The organism is Pseudomonas sp. GM30 (assembly GCF_000282275.2).
GTDB lineage: Bacteria > Pseudomonadota > Gammaproteobacteria > Pseudomonadales > Pseudomonadaceae > Aquipseudomonas.
Map to the genome: position 1 here is coordinate 15,362 of NZ_AKJP02000031.1, position 18,303 is coordinate 33,664.

Annotated in this window: 19 protein-coding genes; 12 read left to right on the plus strand and 7 right to left on the minus strand. The window is 63.0% G+C overall.

What is annotated here, in order from left to right; all coding sequences use genetic code 11:
* Nucleotides 1–6: 6 nt before the first annotated feature.
* Nucleotides 7–957, plus strand: a complete 951-nt coding sequence (locus tag PMI25_RS25125) for a LysR substrate-binding domain-containing protein (RefSeq protein WP_007965465.1) — start codon at nt 7–9, stop codon at nt 955–957.
* A 123-nt stretch (nt 958–1,080) separates the two neighbouring features.
* Here PMI25_RS25125 and leuD read toward each other — a convergent pair whose 3' ends face one another.
* Both leuD and leuC read right to left on the minus strand, forming a co-directional pair.
* Nucleotides 1,081–1,695 (minus strand): 3-isopropylmalate dehydratase small subunit, encoded by a 615-nt coding sequence (gene leuD, locus PMI25_RS25130; protein WP_007965468.1) that lies wholly within the window; start codon nt 1,693–1,695, stop codon nt 1,081–1,083.
* The gene (gene leuC / locus PMI25_RS25135; protein ID WP_007965470.1) at nt 1,692–3,110 is read right to left on the minus strand and encodes a 3-isopropylmalate dehydratase large subunit; all 1,419 of its coding nucleotides are present in this window, start codon (nt 3,108–3,110) and stop codon (nt 1,692–1,694) included. Before leuC ends, leuD begins: the two co-directional genes overlap by 4 nt.
* Nucleotides 3,111–3,513: 403 nt before the next feature.
* Here leuC and PMI25_RS25140 point away from each other — a divergent pair, with 403 nt between their 5' ends.
* The 8 genes from PMI25_RS25140 to PMI25_RS25175 all read left to right on the plus strand — a co-directional run bounded on the left by PMI25_RS25140 (nt 3,514) and on the right by PMI25_RS25175 (nt 9,948).
* Nucleotides 3,514–4,704 (plus strand): PepSY-associated TM helix domain-containing protein, encoded by a 1,191-nt coding sequence (locus PMI25_RS25140; protein WP_007965471.1) that lies wholly within the window; start codon nt 3,514–3,516, stop codon nt 4,702–4,704.
* Nucleotides 4,701–5,243, plus strand: coding sequence for a hypothetical protein (locus PMI25_RS25145; RefSeq protein ID WP_007965472.1), 543 nt, complete (start codon nt 4,701–4,703; stop codon nt 5,241–5,243). The genes PMI25_RS25140 and PMI25_RS25145 overlap by 4 nt, the downstream gene beginning before the upstream one ends.
* Nucleotides 5,240–5,581: a hypothetical protein gene (locus PMI25_RS25150; protein WP_007965473.1), complete on the plus strand. Its 342-nt coding sequence runs from the start codon at nt 5,240–5,242 to the stop codon at nt 5,579–5,581. The genes PMI25_RS25145 and PMI25_RS25150 overlap by 4 nt, the downstream gene beginning before the upstream one ends.
* On the plus strand, nt 5,578–6,153 hold the full coding sequence (locus PMI25_RS25155) for a DUF6162 family protein (RefSeq protein ID WP_007965474.1): 576 nt from the start codon (nt 5,578–5,580) through the stop codon (nt 6,151–6,153). The genes PMI25_RS25150 and PMI25_RS25155 overlap by 4 nt, the downstream gene beginning before the upstream one ends.
* A gap of 35 nt (nt 6,154–6,188) precedes the next feature.
* Nucleotides 6,189–7,118 (plus strand): metal ABC transporter substrate-binding protein, encoded by a 930-nt coding sequence (locus PMI25_RS25160; protein ID WP_007965475.1) that lies wholly within the window; start codon nt 6,189–6,191, stop codon nt 7,116–7,118.
* 179 nt (nt 7,119–7,297) lie between these two features.
* Nucleotides 7,298–8,143, plus strand: coding sequence for a metal ABC transporter ATP-binding protein (locus PMI25_RS25165; RefSeq protein ID WP_024164497.1), 846 nt, complete (start codon nt 7,298–7,300; stop codon nt 8,141–8,143).
* Complete coding sequence (locus PMI25_RS25170) at nt 8,143–9,042, plus strand: metal ABC transporter permease (RefSeq protein ID WP_003226663.1); 900 nt, start codon at nt 8,143–8,145, stop codon at nt 9,040–9,042. Before PMI25_RS25165 ends, PMI25_RS25170 begins: the two co-directional genes overlap by 1 nt.
* Nucleotides 9,043–9,948 carry a metal ABC transporter substrate-binding protein gene (locus tag PMI25_RS25175; RefSeq protein WP_007965477.1) on the plus strand — a complete coding sequence of 302 codons (906 nt, stop codon included), beginning with the start codon at nt 9,043–9,045 and terminating at the stop codon, nt 9,946–9,948. It begins immediately after the preceding gene.
* Nucleotides 9,949–10,124: 176 nt separating this feature from the next.
* Here PMI25_RS25175 and PMI25_RS25180 read toward each other — a convergent pair whose 3' ends face one another.
* From PMI25_RS25180 to PMI25_RS25200, 5 genes are all read right to left on the minus strand, one after another.
* On the minus strand, nt 10,125–10,349 hold the full coding sequence (locus PMI25_RS25180; RefSeq protein WP_003226665.1) for an MbtH family protein: 225 nt from the start codon (nt 10,347–10,349) through the stop codon (nt 10,125–10,127).
* 83 nt (nt 10,350–10,432) lie between these two features.
* Entirely contained in the window at nt 10,433–11,845 is a 1,413-nt protein-coding gene (locus PMI25_RS25185) for an aspartate aminotransferase family protein (protein WP_007965480.1), read from the minus strand.
* A 143-nt stretch (nt 11,846–11,988) separates the two neighbouring features.
* A complete protein-coding gene (locus tag PMI25_RS25190) occupies nt 11,989–12,474 on the minus strand; it encodes a GNAT family N-acetyltransferase (protein ID WP_007965482.1) in 486 nt (161 codons plus the stop codon).
* 221 nt (nt 12,475–12,695) lie between these two features.
* Nucleotides 12,696–14,021 (minus strand): ATP-binding protein, encoded by a 1,326-nt coding sequence (locus tag PMI25_RS25195; protein ID WP_007969055.1) that lies wholly within the window; start codon nt 14,019–14,021, stop codon nt 12,696–12,698.
* Nucleotides 14,018–14,698 carry a response regulator gene (locus tag PMI25_RS25200; RefSeq protein WP_007969056.1) on the minus strand — a complete coding sequence of 227 codons (681 nt, stop codon included), beginning with the start codon at nt 14,696–14,698 and terminating at the stop codon, nt 14,018–14,020. Before PMI25_RS25200 ends, PMI25_RS25195 begins: the two co-directional genes overlap by 4 nt.
* 153 nt (nt 14,699–14,851) lie before the next feature.
* Here PMI25_RS25200 and dsbD point away from each other — a divergent pair, with 153 nt between their 5' ends.
* From dsbD to dsbG, 3 genes are read left to right on the plus strand one after another with little or no spacing between them, the layout of a single operon-like run.
* A complete protein-coding gene (gene dsbD, locus PMI25_RS25205) occupies nt 14,852–16,585 on the plus strand; it encodes a protein-disulfide reductase DsbD (protein WP_007969058.1) in 1,734 nt (577 codons plus the stop codon).
* Entirely contained in the window at nt 16,586–17,455 is an 870-nt protein-coding gene (locus PMI25_RS25210; protein WP_003226672.1) for a TlpA disulfide reductase family protein, read from the plus strand. It begins immediately after the preceding gene.
* A complete protein-coding gene (gene dsbG / locus PMI25_RS25215; protein ID WP_007969059.1) occupies nt 17,431–18,201 on the plus strand; it encodes a thiol:disulfide interchange protein DsbG in 771 nt (256 codons plus the stop codon). Before PMI25_RS25210 ends, dsbG begins: the two co-directional genes overlap by 25 nt.
* Nucleotides 18,202–18,303 lie beyond the last annotated feature (102 nt).

Consider the following 18,303-nt stretch of genomic DNA (forward strand, 5'->3'; position numbering starts at 1 on the left):
GATGCTATGCTGGCGGCTTGTGCCGCCAGTGCCCGTTCCGCCATGTCCCAGAACCAAGACCCCGTGCCCCTGCCCGAAGACCTGCGCGTGCTGCTGACCGTGATCCGCAAGAACGGTTTCGCCGCCGCTGCCGATGAGCTGGGCCTGTCCCCGGCCTACGTCAGCAAACGCATCCAGATTCTCGAATCGACCCTCGGCACTCGCCTGTTGCACCGCACCAGTCGCCGCGTATCGCTGACCGAGGACGGCGAGCGGGTGCAGCGCTGGGCCTTGCGTATTCTCGATGACTTCCAGCAACTGCGCGACGACCTCGCCGACGCCCACGACAGCCCGCGCGGGCGCTTGCACATTTGCAGCAGTTTCGGCTTCGGCCGTAACCACGTGGCGCCTGCGGTTTCGCGGCTGGCCGAGCTTCACCCGCAGTTGCAGATTCGCCTGGACCTGTTCGACCGTGCAGTGGACATCGTCAACGAGGGCTTCGATCTGGAAATCCGCGTCGGCGACGACCTGCCCGGCCAGCACATCGGCCGGCAACTGGTGAGCAACCGCCGGGTGCTGTGCGCTGCGCCCGAATACCTTGAGCGCCGAGGTACACCGCAGACTCTGGACGATCTACAGCAACATGACTGCCTGGTGATCAAGGAGCGCGACAACGCCTTCGGCGTCTGGCATCTTGATCGCGACGGCACGCAGGAAAGCGTGCGGGTCAGTGGGCCGTTATCGTCCAACAACGGTGAGATCGTCCTGCAATGGGCGCTCGACGGACGCGGCGTGTTGCTGCGTTCCTTGTGGGATGTGAAACCGTTGCTGGACCAGGGCCGACTGCTGCCGGTACTGGCCGATTACAGCCAGAGCGCCAATGTCTGGGCGGTGTACCCGACGCGGCTGGCCAACTCCGGGAAACTGCGGGCGTGTGTGGAGTTTTTGCAGGGGCATTTCAAGAATCTTTCTCTGTAACCCAAACACCACAAAACCTTGTGGGAGCTGGCTTGCCAGCGAAGGCGTCAGCCCAGCCGACATAAATGCTGGATGTGCTGGCCTCATCGCTGGCAAGCCAGCTCCCACAGAGTTAGACGTGTGTCAGGCCAGCCATGGGTTGGCCGCCAGGTGTTCGCGTTCGAACGCCTCGATCTGCTCGCGCCGCTGCAAGGTACTGCCAATCGCATCCAGCCCCAGCAACAGTGCGGTCTTGCGCAAGCCATCAATCTGAAAATCCACAATTTCACCGTCCGCCAGACGAATCTGCTGCGCCTCCAGATCCACATTGATCCGGGCCGTTTCAGGCTGACTCACCAACCGGCCGATGCGCTCCACCTGCGCCTCGTCGAGGGTAATCAGCAACACCCCGTTGCGCTGGCAGTTGTCGTAGAAAATTCCGGCAAAACTGCTGCCGATCAGCGCGCGAATGCCCATTTGCTGCAGCCCCCACACCGCATGTTCGCGGCTGGAACCACAGCCGAAATTCGCCCCGACCACCAGAAAACTTGCGCCCTGCCAGGCTGGCTGGTTCAGCACGAATTCCGGGTTGGGCGTACCGTCGGCGAGAAAGCGCAGATCGAAAAACAGCCCACGATCCAGGCCCTGACGGTCGATGCCCTTGAGGAATTGCTTGGGCATGATCACGTCGGTATCGACGTTGGCCGCGAGCAGCGGCGCGGCCTGGCCGTTGACTTGCGAGAAGGGTTGCAGACTCATGGACGTTCTCCAAAGTGGCGGATGTCGGTCAGGTGGCCACTGATCGCGGCGGCAGCCACCATCGCCGGGCTCATCAGATGAGTGCGCGCTCCGGCGCCTTGGCGGCCTTCGAAATTGCGATTGGTGCTGGAAGCGCAGCGGTCGCCTGACGCTAGCACGTCATCGTTCATCGCCAGGCACATCGAGCAGCCGGACTGACGCCATTCGAAACCGGCCTCGATAAAGATCTGCGCCAGCCCTTCGGCCTCGGCCTGAGCGCGCACTTCGCTAGAGCCGGGCACGATCATCGCCCGCACATGCCCGGCCACCTGCCGACCGCGCACCACGCTGGCGGCGTCACGCAGATCCTCGATCCGCGCGTTGGTGCAGGAGCCGATAAAGGCATGACTGATGACGATATCGCGCAACGCCATGCCCGCCTCCAGCCCCATGTAATGCAGGGCGCGGCGCATGTCCTGTCGCAGGATCGGATCGTCGATACTTTGCGGGTCCGGCACCTGCGCACTGATCGGCGCCGCCTGATCGGGGCTGGTGCCCCAGGTGACCATCGGTTCCAGCAGACTGGCGTCGAGGTGAATTTCGCGGTCGAACACCGCCCCGGAATCGCTGCGCAGTTCACGCCACTTTGCCACGCCGCGCTCCCACAACTCACCTTGTGGCACCCGGGGTTTGCCCTTGAGATAGGCGAAGACTTTTTCGTCCGGTGCCATGAACGCACCGCGTGCGCCGGCCTCCACGGCCATGTTGCATATGGTCATGCGCGCTTCGACGCTTAGCGCATCGATGGTCGATCCGCAGAACTCGATCGCATAACCAGTGGCGCCCGACGCACCGATGCGGCCGATCAGCGCCATGATCACGTCCTTCGACGTCAGCCCCGGCGCCAGCTCGCCATCCACCGTCACGCGCAGGCTTTTCAGGCGCTTGTAGACCAGCGTTTGCGAGGCCAGCAGGTGCTCGATTTCCGAGGTGCCAATGCCAAATCCGAACGCCCCCAGCGCACCGTACGTGGTGGTGTGGCTGTCACCGGCAGCGATGACCATGCCCGGCAGAATGAAGCCCTGCTCCGGAGCGATCACATGCTCGATGCCCTGACGTTTATCGAGAATATCCAGCAGTTCGATGCCGAAATCCCGGCAGTTCTCCGCCAGATACGACACCTGCCGCGCACCGCCGGCATCAGGCATCGCCGCCACCCGTTTTGGGGTGGTCGGGTTGACGTGATCGACCACCGCCAACGCCGTACCCGGCCGCCAGACCTTGCGTCCGGCGGCGCGCAGACCGCTGAACGCCTGCGGGCTGGTGTATTCGTTGATCACCTGGCGATCGATATACAGCAGCACGTGGCCCTGATCGTCGAGGCGGCACACGGTGTGCGAATCGATGTGTTTGTCGTAGAGGGTTCTGGGGCTCATCAGGGTGCTCACTAAGGGAATGCGCTGTTTTCCATCATAGGGAGCGCCTTGATCGCATCAATTGCCAGGCAGTGAGAGCAGCATTTATGAATCGTGTTTAATTGGCTGATCACCGACGCCCCTGTGGGAGCGGGCTTACTCGCGAAGGCGTCGTGTCAGTCGACATCAATGTTGAATGATCTACCGCATTCGCGAGCAAGCTCGCTCCCACAGGGGTTGGTGGTGACTGGGGGAATTGCGAAACATTTGCTTTCATATCACCTTTCGGGATTTGTCCGGCTCATCCGTCCTATAAAGATGCAGGCCGTTCGCACAGGCAACAGCCACGACCGCGCCTTTTGCGGACACCCGCGCTGCGAAGCCCGTAGCCGCGTGCCCTTCATCGAAATCAAGACGCGCAATCATGTCGAAGAAATCCCGTTCCAAACTGTGGTTCCTGGTGCATAGCTGGCTCGCGCTGCCGATCTGGTTTTTTGTCCTGATCGTCTGTGTCACCGGCACGCTGGCGGTGGTCAGCCAGGAAATCGTCTGGCTGGCCAACCCGCAAATGCGCGCCAGTCAGCCGTCGGATGACGCACCGCGGCTCAGTTACGATCAAGTGCTGGCCGCGATCAAACAGGCTGAACCGCAGACGCTGGTGGAAAGCATCAGCCGTCCCGACGAGTCGCACTTCGCCCTCGATGTCGAGGTCAGCTACCCCGACGGCCGCTCGCAGACGGTCTACGTCAACCCTTACACAGGGGTGATTCAAGGCCCGGCGCCGGACTTCAACTTCAAGGCGTTCACCCGTGCCCTGCACGGCTGGTGGCTGGTGCCGTTCACCAACGGTTTCAGCTGGGGCTGGTACCTGGTGTCGTTCCTCGGCCTGCCGATGCTCGCTTCGCTGGTCACCGGGCTGGTGGTGTACAAGCGCTTCTGGAAAGGCTTCTTCAAACCCACCCTGCGTTTTCGCCACGGCGCGCGGATCTTCTGGGGCGATTTCCATCGACTGAGCGGCATCTGGTCGATCTGGTTCATCGCGGTGATCTCGATCACCGGCACCTGGTTTCTGATTCAGGCCATTCTGGCCGACAACCAGGTGTCCATCAGCAGCGAGCCGATCATTCCCGCCATGTCCCGGGAAAGCGTACCGATGTCGAGCGACGCCAGTCCTCCCCCACGGATCAGCCTTGATCGCGCGGTAAAAATCGCCGAACAGCACATCCCCGGGCTGGAAGTCAGCTTCGTCAGCCTGCCGGGCAATGCCTACAGCCACCTCAGTGTTGGCGGGCGCGGCTGGTATCCGCTGATGTTCCAGACCGCCACACTGAATCCGTACAACGGTGAGATGGCCGCCACCCGACTGCTGACTGACCGTTCCTCGCTGGAGTTCGTCACCGAGTCGATGCGCCCGCTGCACACCGGTGATTTCGGCGGTCTGTGGATCAAACTGATCTGGTTCTTCTTCGGCCTGCTGCTGAGCATGATGGTCCTCAGCGGCCTGTTGATCTGGACCAAGCGCACCGCGCTGGCCACCGCCAACGCGCTCAAGCGCGAGAATAAAAAGGCCCGCAGCCCACGCGTCAGCCGTGAACCGGCGGAGGTCAGCCTGTGAGCCCGTCCAACCGCACTGCCCAACCGTCCGCCCTGCGCCGCTTCTGGCACAAATGGCGCTTTCATCTGAACGTCCTGTTGCTGCTGATTCCGTTGGGCTTCATGCCCAAGTATTTCGCCGATGCCGCGCTGTTTCGCGGTGACGTCGGCCTTGGTGAGCATGAGGTCGGCGAGATCCAGGTCGGCCCGTGGAGCCTGCGCCTGGCCGAACTGCGCAACGAAGCACCGCGCCTGAGCGGCCCCGCCGGTTACATGAAGGACTTCAATGCCGCCCTCTGCGATGCCTGTGTCGAACAGGTCAAGGCCACCTACCTGCGCATCGGCAAACCGCGCAGCCTGCGCGCCGCCGGGGTGATTTTCTTCGGCACGCCGTATCGCATGGGCGCGCAATTGCCGGTGGCGGAAAAGACCAAGGCCGATGCCGAACTGTGGATCACCATGGAAGGCTGGGACGGCAGCATGCACCAAGCCTCGATTCCCCTGAGCCAGGCCTCCCCCGCGACCCTCGCCTGGCTGAACCAACAAGGAGCCAAACCATGAACCGCGTTCAACGCCCTTCCCGCCTGCGGTTGCGCGCCGCGTTGCTGATGCTGTGCGCAGGTTTCAGCGCCGGCGCCCTGGCCCATAACCCGATGTGCGAATGCAAGGCCGTCGACGCCGAGCAGATCAAATGCACCGGCGGCTTCTCCGACGGCAGCGGCGCGCCGGGGGTGACCCTCGATGTGATCGGTTACGACGAAACCATTCTGCTGCCGGGCAAGCTCGGCGCCGACTCGACCGTGACGTTCAAGAAACCGGCGGCCGAGTTTTATGTGCTGTTCGACGCCGGCCCCGGCCACGTTGTGGAAATCGACCAAGCCGACATCGAGGCCCCATGAGCACGCCCACCACCCAAGTCGTCCGCCCGGCCGGTGCCGGGCATGAAACCCTTAACGTTCTGCTGTTGTGCTTGCTGATCCTCGCGGTCGCCGGCTCGGTGGTAGCCTGGCGCGGGGTGTCCCATGAACCGGAACCGGTCGCCAGTCATCAGCTCGATGCACGGCGCGATCTCAGCGCTGCCGAGCAAGGCATCTACGCCGACCTGCGGGTGACCCTCGACGAAATCCGTCTGCTGCGTGAGGAACAGCAAAGCCTGCCGACACCACAGACCCTGGCTGAAGAAGGTTTCGCCCCGTTCGCCCAGGACGCCAGCTCGATCAGCCGTGGCGGTCACGCCTGGCAATTGCTGGCGGACACGGCCTATTTCGGCCACAGCCAGGCGCCCGCCGTTGCCGGTTCGTTCGTGATGCGGCTGAGTGCCGACGCCACTGCCGCGCCGGACATCTGGCTGAACCGCGCCGCCGAACTGCGGACGCCCGCCGAACTGACCGATGCCGCGCTGTCCGCCGCTGGCTGGAAACAGATCGTCGCGCAGTTCGATGCCGGCGTGACCCGCGAGCATCGCCACTGAACCTTCGCCTTCACCCGAGAGAAGACCGCTTGCCCATGCTTATTTCCCTGACTCGCCGTCCCCTCCTGCGCACCCTGCTGTTAGGCCTGTGCGCGTGCCTGCTGAGCCCGCTGGCCAGCGCCGATCCGGGCAAACGCCTGCGCATCGGCATCACCCTGCATCCGTATTACAGCTATGTGGCGAATATCGTCGGCGACAAGGCCGAGGTGGTGCCGCTGATTCCCGCCGGTTTCAACCCGCATGCCTACGAGCCACGCGCCGAAGACATCAAGCGCATCAGCGGGCTGGATGTGATCGTGCTCAACGGGGTCGGCCATGACGACTTCGCCGACCGCATGATCGCCGCCAGCGAAACGCCGAACATCAAGACCATCGAAGCCAACGAAAACGTGCCGCTGCTGGCCGCCACCGGTACCGCTGCGCGCGGCGCCGGCAAAGTGGTCAACCCGCACACCTTCCTGTCGATCAGCGCCTCGATTGCTCAGGTCAACAACATCGCTCGCGAGCTGGGCAAGCTCGACCCGGACAACGCCAAGACCTACACCCAGAACGCCCGCGCCTACGGCAAACGCCTGCGGCAGATGCGCGCCGATGCTCTGGCGAAACTGACCCAGGCACCTAACGCCGAATTGCGTGTTGCCACTGTGCATGCGGCCTACGACTACTTGCTGCGCGAATTCGGCCTGGAAGTGACGGCCGTGGTCGAGCCGGCCCACGGCATCGAACCGAGCCCGAGCCAGTTGAAAAAGACCATCGACCAACTGCGCGAGCTCGACGTGAAGGTGATTTTCTCGGAGATGGATTTCCCTTCCACCTACGTCGAAACCATCCAGCGTGAGTCCGGGGTGAAGTTGTACCCGCTGTCGCACATTTCCTATGGCGAATACAGCGCCGACAAGTACGAAAAGGAAATGACCGGCAACCTCGACACCGTGGTGCGGGCGATTCAGGAGTCCGGGGCATGACAGCAAAAGAAACCCTCTCTGACACCCCGCCATCCCCTGTGGGAGCGAGCTTGCTCGCGAAGGCGCCGGGTCAGCCAACATCTTTATCGAATGACACACCGCATTCGCGAGCAAGCTCGCTCCCACAAGATGACCGGCAACCTCGACACCGTGGTGCGGGCGATTCAGGAGTCCGGGGCATGACAGCAAAAGACACCCTCTCTGACACCCCGCCATCCCCTGTGGGAGCGAGCTTGCTCGCGAAAGCGCCGGGTCAGCCAACATCTTTATCGAATGACACACCGCATTCGCGAGCAAGCTCGCTCCCACAAGGATTGGGGCCGACTCTGGATTTTGCGCAAGTCTCTCTGACGCTCGGACGCACGACTATCCTCGACAACGTCACCTTCCAGGTCCAGCCCGGCGACGTGCACGCCCTGGTCGGCCCCAACGGCGGCGGCAAGAGTTCGCTGATCAAGACCTTGCTCGGGCAAATGCCGCATCAGGGTCAACTGAGCCTGCACTGGCCCGGCCAACCCGGCACCATCGGCTACGTGCCGCAGGCGCTGGAGTTCGATCGCGGCCTGCCGATGACCGTCGACGATTTCATGGCCGCCATGTGTCAGCGCCGCCCGGCGTTTCTCGGACTGAGCAAGCATTACGCCAACGCCATCGGCGAGGCGCTGGAACGGGTCGGCATGCAGGACAAACGCAGGCGGCGCATGGGCGCGCTATCCGGTGGCGAACGGCAGCGCGTGTTGCTCGCTCAAAGCTTGATCCCGGCCCCGCAATTGCTGGTGCTGGATGAGCCGATGTCAGCCCTCGACGAAGCCGGGATCCAGGTGTTCGAACGCCTGCTCGGCGACTGGCGCGCCGCCGGCATCACGGTGCTGTGGATCGAGCACGATCTGGAAGCGGTCAAGCGTCTGGCCGATCGGGTCACCGGCCTCAACCGCCGCGTGCTGTTCGACGCCACGCCGCAACAGGCGCTGACCCCGGATCGGCTGCTGAGTCTGTTTTCCACCCATCCACGGAGCGCGGTCTGATGAGTTACGAAGCCTTTCGTTTGATGGTTCAGGGCTGGGCGTCGTCCGGTTACCTGCCGGAGGCGCTGGCCTACGGCTTTGTGGTCAACGCATTGCTCGCCGGCCTGTTGATCGGCCCGGTGCTCGGCGGCCTCGGCACGCTGGTGGTGGTCAAGCGCTTTGCGTTCTTCTCCGAAGCGGTCGGGCACGCGGCGCTGACCGGCGTGGCCATCGGCATTCTGCTCGGCGAACCCTACACCGGGCCGTACGGCAGCCTGTTCGGTTACTGCCTGTTGTTCGGCATCCTGCTCAACTACCTGCGCAACCGCACCGGCCTGGCGCCCGACACCCTGATCGGCGTGTTTCTCTCGGTGTCACTGGCGCTTGGCGCGAGCCTGCTGTTGATTCTGGCCGGCAAGATCAACGTGCACATTCTGGAGAACGTGCTGTTCGGTTCGGTGCTCACCGTCAATGGCAACGACCTGCTGGTGCTGGCCATCGTCGGTTCGCTGGTCATGGCCCTGGCGCTGCCGCTGTACAACCGGATCATGCTCGCCAGTTTCAACCCGCAACTGGCGGCGGTGCGCGGCGTCGCGGTGAAGACTCTGGATTATCTGTTCGTGATTCTAGTGACGCTGATCACCGTCGCGGCGGTGAAGGTCATCGGCGCGATTCTGGTCGGCGCGTTGCTGGTGATTCCGGCGGCGGCCGCGCGGTTGCTCAGCCAGTCGCTCAAGGGCTTCTTCTGGTGTTCGGTGCTGATTGCCACCGTCAGCACGCTGTGCGGGATTCTCGCGCCGATCGTCTTCGATCTGCCGATCCCTTCCGGCGCCGCGATCATCCTGGTCGCCGGCATCGCCTTCGCCCTCGCCGCCATCGCGCGCGGGGTTGTCCCGAGTCTGAAAGGGAACCTTGGATAAATGACTTTCTCACTGCGAAAACTGACCCTGGCCATGGCCCTGTGCGGCGTGGTCGGCAGCCCGTTGCTGGCGGCTGAAAACCCTCAACCACTTCGCGTACTGGCCTCGTTGCCCATCACCTACGGTCTGGGTGAAGTGCTGCTCAAAGGCACCGATGTCAGCCTGGAGCGTGCGGCCCCGGCCAATCTGCCGGGCAGCCGTCAGACCGCGTACTTCACCGGTCGCGGCGCGCCGGCGCTGGGCAAACTGGCGAGCAATGCCGACGCGGTGATCGGCGTGCGCTCGCTGTGGGCCGATGATCCGCTGTACCCGATCGCGCGGCGCAGCAACATTCGCATTGTCGAAGTCGACGCGGCGCGCCCGGTGGATGGCGCCCTGCCAGGGATTGCCGTGCAGCCGGGATTGAAGGTCGATGGCTTGAACAGTCAGCCGTGGCTGGCGGGCAACAACATGGGACGGATGGCTGACGTGATGGCGGCGGACCTGGTGCGCCTGGCGCCGTCGGCCAAACCGAAGATCGAGGCCAATCTGGCAGCGTTGAAACAGCGCCTGCTCAAACTCAGCGCCGACAGCGAAGCGCGCCTGGCCGAAGCCGACAACCTGAGTGTGATGAGCCTCAGCGATCACTTCGGTTACCTGATCGGCAGCCTGAATCTGGAGCTGATCGGCCAGGATCCACGGCCGGATGCCGAGTGGACTACCGAAGACTTGAAGAAGCTCACAGCGACGCTCAAGGACAACGATGTGGCGCTGGTGCTGCATCATCGTCAGCCGTCGGAAGCGGTGAAAGCGGCGATTGCCGAATCGGGGAGTCGACTGCTGGTGTTGAGCACCGATGCCGAAGATCCGGTGGCGGAGCTGGAGGGGAATGTCGATTTGTTGCTCAAGGGGTTGAGCGGGGCGTAGCTTCAGTTACACCGCGTTATCGTTCATCGCGAGCAGGCTCACTCCTACAGGGGACTACATTTCAAATGTAGGAGTGAGCCTGCTCGCGATGAGGCACTGCCAGTCAACACAAATGCCAGCCATGAAAAAACCCGCTGACTGTCACCAGTTCAGCGGGTTTGTTTTTGCCTGGCAGATTACTGAGCAGCCGCCTGCCCTTCCATCTTCTGGCGCAGGCTCAGCGGACGCATGTCGGTCCAGACTTCTTCGATATAGGCCAGGCATTCCTTCTTCAGGCCGCTCTTGCCCACGGTGCGCCAGCCCTCCGGCACGGCTTTGTAATCCGGCCAGATCGAGTATTGCTCTTCGTGGTTGACCACGACCTGAAAGAGGATGTCCTCGCGGTCGAATACTGACGTCATGCTGGTTCTCCATCGTTGTAAGGGTGGGCTGCACACGGGGTACAGCCGGGTATGTAGAAAGAACGTTCGGCGCTGCGAAAAATTTACTCGGCGGCGGTAGCGGCGGCCAAGGCCCGGCCGAAGATCTCGGCAACGCGGTCGATTTCGGCGGCGGTGATCACCAGCGGCGGCAGGAAGCGCACCACCGCGCCATGCCGGCCGCCCAGTTCGAGAATCAGTCCGCGCTTGAGGCATTCGCGCTGCACCAGCGGTGCCAGACGGGCGAACGCGGGTGGGTGACCGAGCGCATCCGGCGCGCCGTTCGGGTCAACCAGTTCGACGCCGAGCATCAAGCCACGACCACGAATGTCGCCCAGTTGCGGGAAGTCGCGTTGCAGGATGCGCAGGTGTTCGCTCAGGCGTTCGCCCATCGACGCAGCGTGTTCGCAGACCTTGTGCTCAAGCAGATAGCGCATCACCGCGGAACCGGCAGCCATCGCCATCTGATTGCCACGGAAGGTGCCGGCGTGGGCACCCGGTTGCCAGGTGTCGAGCCAGTCGCGATAGACCACCACCGCCAGTGGCAGGCTGCCGCCGATGGCTTTGGACAGCACCACCACGTCCGGGACGATATCGGCGTGTTCGAAGGCAAACATCTTGCCGGTGCGGGCGAAACCGCTCTGGATCTCGTCGACAATCAGCGCCACACCGGCCTTCTCGGTGATCCGACGCAAGCCGCGCAGCCACTCGACGTCGGCCGGAATCACCCCGCCCTCGCCCTGCACCGCTTCGACAATCACCGCTGCCGGCAATTGCACGCCGGCTTCAGGATCGTTGAGCAGGTTTTCCAGATAACTCAGGTTGGCTTTCACACCGGCCGCGCCACCGAGGCCGAACGGGCAACGGTAGTCGTAAGGGAACGGCATGAATTGCACACCGTTGCTGAGCAAGGCGCCCAGCGGCTTTTTCGGCCCCAGGCTGCCCATCAGGCTCAACGCACCCTGGCTCATGCCGTGATAACCGCCGGAGAACGACAGCACGGTGCTGCGCCCGGTGGCGGTGCGTACCAGTTTCAGCGCGGCTTCCACCGCATCGGTGCCGGTCGGGCCACAGAACTGGATTTTCGCTTCGGCCGCCAGTGCTGGCGGGAGCAAACCGAACAGGTCCTGGACAAACTGATCCTTGACCGGCGTGGTCAGGTCGAGGGTGTGCAGCGGCAACTCATCCGTCAGCACTTGCTGAATAGCCTCGATCACCACCGGGTGGTTGTGGCCCAAAGCCAACGTGCCGGCACCGGCCAGGCAATCGATGAAGGTCCGACCTTCGACATCTTCGACGTACAGGCCCTTGGCGCGCTTGAGTGCCAGCGGAATGCGTCGCGGGTAGCTGCGGGCGTTGGATTCCTGCTGGCTCTGCCGGGCCAGCAGTGGTGATTCGTTGAACTGATACAGGGTTTCCGCCGGCGCGGAGGTGATCCGGGCCGACGACTCTTCGATAAGGCTGGTGGCGACTGACATCTCTCGACCCCTCAATACGCTATGGATAGTGACCAAAACAGCACACCGCACAGGTGCGCGTTCCGGTCGCGGGGCGCACATGCAGGTTTTCCTGTTCTGGAAACGCTTAAGCGGGGCGAGGATTTAGCCCCCTGATCGAGTTGTCAGTCGGGCACCACCAATGGCTTGTGCAGCGCAACACGGTGCAAGCCTTGATCGCTGAAGGCCGGCGCCAACTCGCGGTAGCCCAGATGTCGATAAAAGGCCGCGCCGCTACGGGTGCTGGCGATGCACGCCTGCGCCACACCACGAATCCGCAGCCAGCCTTCCAGGTCAGTCATCAGGGCGCGTCCTGCGCCACGGCGAAACCATTCCGGCTGCACATGGCAAAAGCCGATGTCGCCGCTGGTCGTGGCCATGCCGACACCCACCGGTTTGTCCTGCAACAAGGCGATATTCAGGTAGCAATGCGCATCGGCAAGGTGCGCGCTGATGACGTCGGCAGATTGCCGGCCGATCCAGTGGCTGACCTGCTGCGGATCGTTGCGATGATCGAGCGCACAACCGACGCGAATCGATCGCTCGATGATGCGACTGATGAGGCCGGCGTCGGCGGGTTTCGCCGGGCAGATGCAAATCGATGCTTCCATGGCACGTTCCCTCAATCCATTGAGTCAGAGCAGCCCCGACCTTAACGCCGCAATCGCCAAAGCACCAACGCACAGACGTTACATTTGATGTGGACCTACACAAATCTCCTGTAGGAGCTGCCGCAGGTTCGGGCCGCGTTCGGACGATCTTTTGATCTTGATCTTGAAAAACAAAATCAAAAGATCGCAGCCTGCGGCAGCTCCTACAGGGGGTGGTATTTTCAGATGGATTGCAGCGGCATGGTCAGCTCGACGCGCAGCCCATCCGGCCGGCTGTCGAAATGCAGGGTGCAAGCGCAGCGCTGGACGATGGCTTGCACAATCGCCAGGCCCAGTCCGCAGCCGGTGCTCTGGCCGTTGCGCCAGAAGCGTTGGGTCAGGTGCTGCAGATCTTGCGCCGCAATCCCCGGGCCGTGGTCGCGCACCACAAAGCGGGCGCGCTGGCCGACGGTTTCCAGACTCAGCTCCACCTCGGCGTCTGCCGGGGTATGGCGCAGGGCGTTGTCGAGCAGATTGCGCAACGCGGCAATCGACAGCACCGCCGGCATTTGCACGGGCGCACTGGAGAGCTGCTTGGGCAATTGCAACCTGATGCGCTGGCGTTCACCACCGGCCGCATCCTGCATCGCCAGTTTCGCCACCTGCTCGGCGCTGCATTGCACGCCGTCGTCGAACGAAAGACTGCCCTCGACCCGCGCCAGCAACAGCAGTTGCTCCAGGGTGCGGTGCATGCGGTCGGCGCCCTCCTCGGCCCGGGCCAGCGACTGATCGCGGGCACTGCCTTCGGTCATCCGCGCCACTTGCAGGTGGGTCTTGATCGCGGTCAGCGGGCTGCGCAGTTCGTGGGCGGCGTCACCGGTCAGGCGACGCTCGCGTTCGATGGTCTTGCCGATGCGCTGGAACAGCTGGTTCTGCGTATCGAGCAACGGTTTCAATTCACTGGGAAACGCCTGCAACTGCAATGGCTCAAGCGAGTCGGCGTTACGCCGCATCAAGGCTTCGCGCAGGCGATTGAGCGGCGCCAGCCCCTGGCCGATGCCCAGCCACAACAGGCACAGGCAACCGAGCAACGCCACGCCAACCGGCACCGAAGCCGCCAGCAGGATTGACATGTTCAGCGCTTCGCGCTCGATCTGCCGGTCGGCAGTGGTGATCCGCACATCGCCTCGCGCGAGCGTAAAACTGCGCCACGGCGCGCCATCGATCATCTGGTCATGGAAGCCCATTTTTTCCGCTTCCAGGGTTTGCTCGGGGCTGCTGTGGCTGCGGGCCAGGATTTCCCCGCGCAACGAGCTGACCTGACAGGCCATGCCACCGGGAATGTTCAATTGTTCGGCGCTGAAATGGGTGCCCTCGCCCTTGCTCGGCAACGCTGGCAGTTGCTCCAGCAGCCCGGCGACCATGCGCGCCGAAGCCACCAGCCGCTGGTCGAGGGAAAACATCATCTGATTGCGCAAGTCGCTGAGCATCCACGCCGCAGCCAGCGCCCAGATCAGGGCGAACGCGGCGCCGAGGGTCAGACTCAGGCGCAGACGCAGACTCATCATTTCTGTTGTTCTCCACCATCGGCCGGCCCGAGGCGATAGCCCAGACCGCGCACGGTTTCAACGATGCCCTTGCCGAGTTTGCTGCGCAGGTGATGGATATGCACGTTCAGCGCGTTGCTCTCCAACTCGTCGTTGAAGCCGTAGACGCTGTCCTTCAACTGCTCGGTGGACAGCACCCGGCCACGATTGTGCAACAGCGCCTGCAACAGCGACTGCTCGCGCCGCGACAGGTCCACCGGTTGCCCGGCCAGAGTCGTTTCACGGCTGCTCGGGTCGTAGGTCAGCGCGCCGTGTTCGATCAGGTTGACGCTGCGTCCGGCGACCCGGCGCAATAGAGTTTGCAGACGGGCGAACAGCTCACGCAGATCGAACGGTTTAAGCAGATAGTCATCGGCCCCGGCCTGCAAGCCATCGACCCGGTCGGTCACCGAATCGCGTGCGGTCAGGATCAGCACCGGAATTTCCAGGCCCTGCTGACGCAGTTGTTGCAGCAACTTGAGGCCATCTTCGTCAGGCAGGCCGAGATCGAGCACCATCACGTCGAATTCGGCGACCTTGAGCATCGCCCGTGCTTTCGAGGCGGTGTTGACGTGCTCGACCGTCAGGCCCTGCGCCGTGAGACCGGCAACGATACCGCTGGCGATCAGTTCATCGTCTTCGCAAACCAGTACGTGCATGATCCGTCCCGTAGAAAAAAGCCGATTAGGCCGTTGGCCGATTAAGCTGACATTATGGCGCCCAACGCCACAGCGACAAGGGCGTGACGGTTAATCATCGGTTAATCGCCATCCACCATTGTGCCCACACTTGCACAGGGACAAGGCTCCTCCATGCGTCATTTTTTTCTTTTGTTTGCACTGCTGATCTCCGGCCTGGCCCAGGCGGGAAACAACCCATTCGAGACCAAACCGGAGTTTCTGCCGGTCGACAAAGCCTTCGTGCTCACCTCCGAACGCCTTGAGTCCGGGGAAACCCAGCTGTTCTGGCAAATCACCGACGGCTATTACCTGTACCAGAAACGCCTGAAATTCGACGGTTTGACGGCAGAGCAGCAGCCGGCGTTGCCCAAGGGCGAGTCGCACAGTGACGAATTCTTCGGTGAACAACCGGTGTATCGCCAAGGGCTGGAGGTGAAAGTCCCGGCCTCGGCCAGCGGTCAGATCAAGGTCAGTTATCAGGGCTGCGCCGATGCCGGCCTGTGTTACCCGCCGCAGACCCGGGTCATCGATCTGGGTGGTCAAGCAACGCCAACATCCAGTGCCGAAGCGCCGGACCAGGCCTTGGCGAGCAGCCTGCAACAACGGGCGCTGGGCTGGAGCCTGCTGGTGTTCTTCGGCCTCGGCCTGTTGCTGGCATTTACCCCGTGTTCGTTGCCGATGCTGCCGATTCTGGCGGGCATGATTGTCGGCAGTGGTGCCACCCCGCGCCGTGGGTTCGCCCTGGCCAGCAGCTATGTGATCTGCATGGCGCTGGTGTATGCGGCCATGGGGGTAATCGCCGCGCTGCTCGGCGCCAACCTGCAGGCATGGCTGCAAAATCCATGGCTGCTCGGTGCCTTCGCTGCAGTGTTCGTGGTGCTGGCACTGCCAATGTTCGGCTTCTTCGAATTGCAATTGCCGGTGGCCTTGCGTGATCGTCTCGAGCACGCCTCGCGCAGTCGCAGCGGTGGCAGCCTGATCGGTGCCGGGGTGCTCGGTGCGTTGTCCGGTCTGCTGGTCGGCCCGTGCATGACCGCGCCACTGGCCGGCGCTTTGCTGTACATCGCGCAGAGCGGCAATGCGCTGCACGGTGGATTGATTCTGTTTGCGTTGGGCATCGGTATCGGGGTGCCGCTGTTGCTGTTGGTGACCGTCGGCAATCGCTTCCTGCCAAAGCCTGGCGCGTGGATGAACCTGCTCAAGGGCATCTTCGGTTTCCTGTTCCTCGCGACCGCGCTGCTGATGCTGCGCCCGGTGCTGGACTCGTCGCTGTGGCTAGGCCTATGTGGCGCGCTGCTGCTGATCGCTGCGTTTTGTGCGTGGAAGCAATCGGAAGGTTTCGGCCGCGTCGCCCAGTTGTTCGGCGCCAGTTCGCTGTTGCTCGGTCTGTGGGGCAGCTTGTTGCTGATCGGTGCCGCCGGTGGCAGCGACGACCCGTATCAGCCACTGCAGGTGTACAGCGCCGGCCGCGTCGCCAGCGCCACACCGAGCGGGCATTACGCGTTCACCACGATCAAGGATCCGGCAGCCCTGCAGCGCGAACTGGATAGCGCCAAGGCTCAGGGCCAGTGGGTGCTGCTCGATTACTACGCCGACTGGTGCGTGTCGTGCAAAGTCATGGAAAAACAGGTGTTCGGCAAGGACAAGGTCATGCAGGCGCTGAGCGACGTGCGCCTGCTGCGCCTCGATGTCACTGCTGACAACGCCGCCAGCCGCGAGCTGCTCGGCCGCTACAAAGTCCCTGGGCCACCAAGTTTTGTCTGGATCGGCACCGACGGCGAAGAACGACGTAGCCAGCGCATCACCGGTGAGGTGGATGCCGAGACGTTCCTGCAACGCTGGGCCACTACCCGAGACGCCAATTAAATGCTGACGTTCACCCTCGGCACCTTTGCCATCGCGCTTAACCACCTGCTGCTGATCAGTGCCCTGGCGCTGGCGACCTTTGTCGGCTGGCGGGTGGCCAAGCGTGGTGGCGATAATCCCGAGTCAGCGCTGTTCAGCCTGTTTTTGCTGGGCATGCTCGCGGCACGCGTGGCGTTTGTCGCCCTGTATTGGGGTCACTATCGTAACGATCCGTGGCAGATCATCGACCTGCGCGACGGCGGTTTCCTCGCCTGGCCGGGGGTGATCGTGCTGCTGCTCGCCGCTCTCTATCGTGGCTGGCGCCGCCCCGGCCTGCGTCGGCCATTGGGTTTTGGCGTGGCCAGCGGTGTGCTGTTCTGGCTGTTGGCGACCCTGTCGCTGAACATCTACGAACAAGGCACGCGCCTGCCGGAAATCACCCTGCGCAACGCCGCCGGCGAGACCATCCAGCTCAGCGACTATCAGGGCGGTCCATTGGTGATCAACCTGTGGGCGACCTGGTGCCCGCCGTGCCGGCGCGAGATGCCGGTGCTGGAAAACGCTCAGCAACAACGCCCGGACCTGACCTTTCTGTTCGTCAATCAGGCCGAAAGCATGCAAAGCGTTGCCACCTTCCTGGAAACCCAGGGTCTGAGCCTGAACAACGTGCTGTTCGACCGCAGCGGTCGACTGGGTCAGGCCGTGGGCTCCATGGCGTTGCCGACTACGCTGTTCTATAGCCCTGACGGTCGCTTGCTGAGCAGTCATCTGGGCGAACTGTCGAACGCCAGCCTGGCCCGCGCCCTGGAAAATTTCGACATCCCGAATCCAACCGCCGCACCGGCCACCTCTGCAAGGAAACTGCCATGCCCCGCCTCCGCCACCTGCTGACGCTGACTCTGGGCACTGCCCTGCTGCACCTGCCGTCGGTGCAGGCCGCCGAAGAATTGCCCGCCGCGATCAAGCAGATCGAAGCCAAGGGCGCAAAAATCGTCGGCCAGTTCGACGCCCCGGACGGCTTGCGTGGTTATGCGGCGCAGTACCAGAACCGTGGCATGGCGTTGTACCTGACGCCGGACGGGAAACACGTGCTGCTCGGCAATCTGTACGACGCCGACGGCAAGGATCTGAGCAGCGAGCCGTTGCAGAAACTGGTCTATGCGCCGATGGCCAAGGAAATCTGGGGCAAGTTCGAAGCCAGCAACTGGATTCAGGACGGCAACAAGGATGCGCCGCGTACCGTGTACCTGTTCAGCGATCCGAACTGCCCGTACTGCAACATGTTCTGGGAACAGGCGCGGCCATGGGTCAAGGCCGGCAAGGTGCAGCTGCGGCACATCATGGTCGGGATCATCCGCGAAGACAGCCCGGCGAAATCCGCGGCGTTGATGGCGGCGAAAGATCCGGCCAAGGCCCTGGAAGACCACGAGAAAGCCGGCAAGGCCAGCACCCTCAAGCCATTGAAAGACATTCCAAAAGCGGTGCAGACCAAACTGGCCACCAACATGCAGTTGATGGAAGACCTGGAACTGCAGGCGACACCGGCGATTTTCTACATGGATGACAAGGGGGAGCTGCAACAGCAGCAAGGGGCGCCTTCACCGGAGAAACTGGCGAAGATTCTCGGGCCAAAGTGAGTCCGGCTTCTTTATTGCCTGATCGGGCCTCTTCGCGAGCAAGCCCGCTCCCACAGGGTCACCGCGGTCACTGTGGGAGCGGGCTTGCTCGCGAAAAGAACG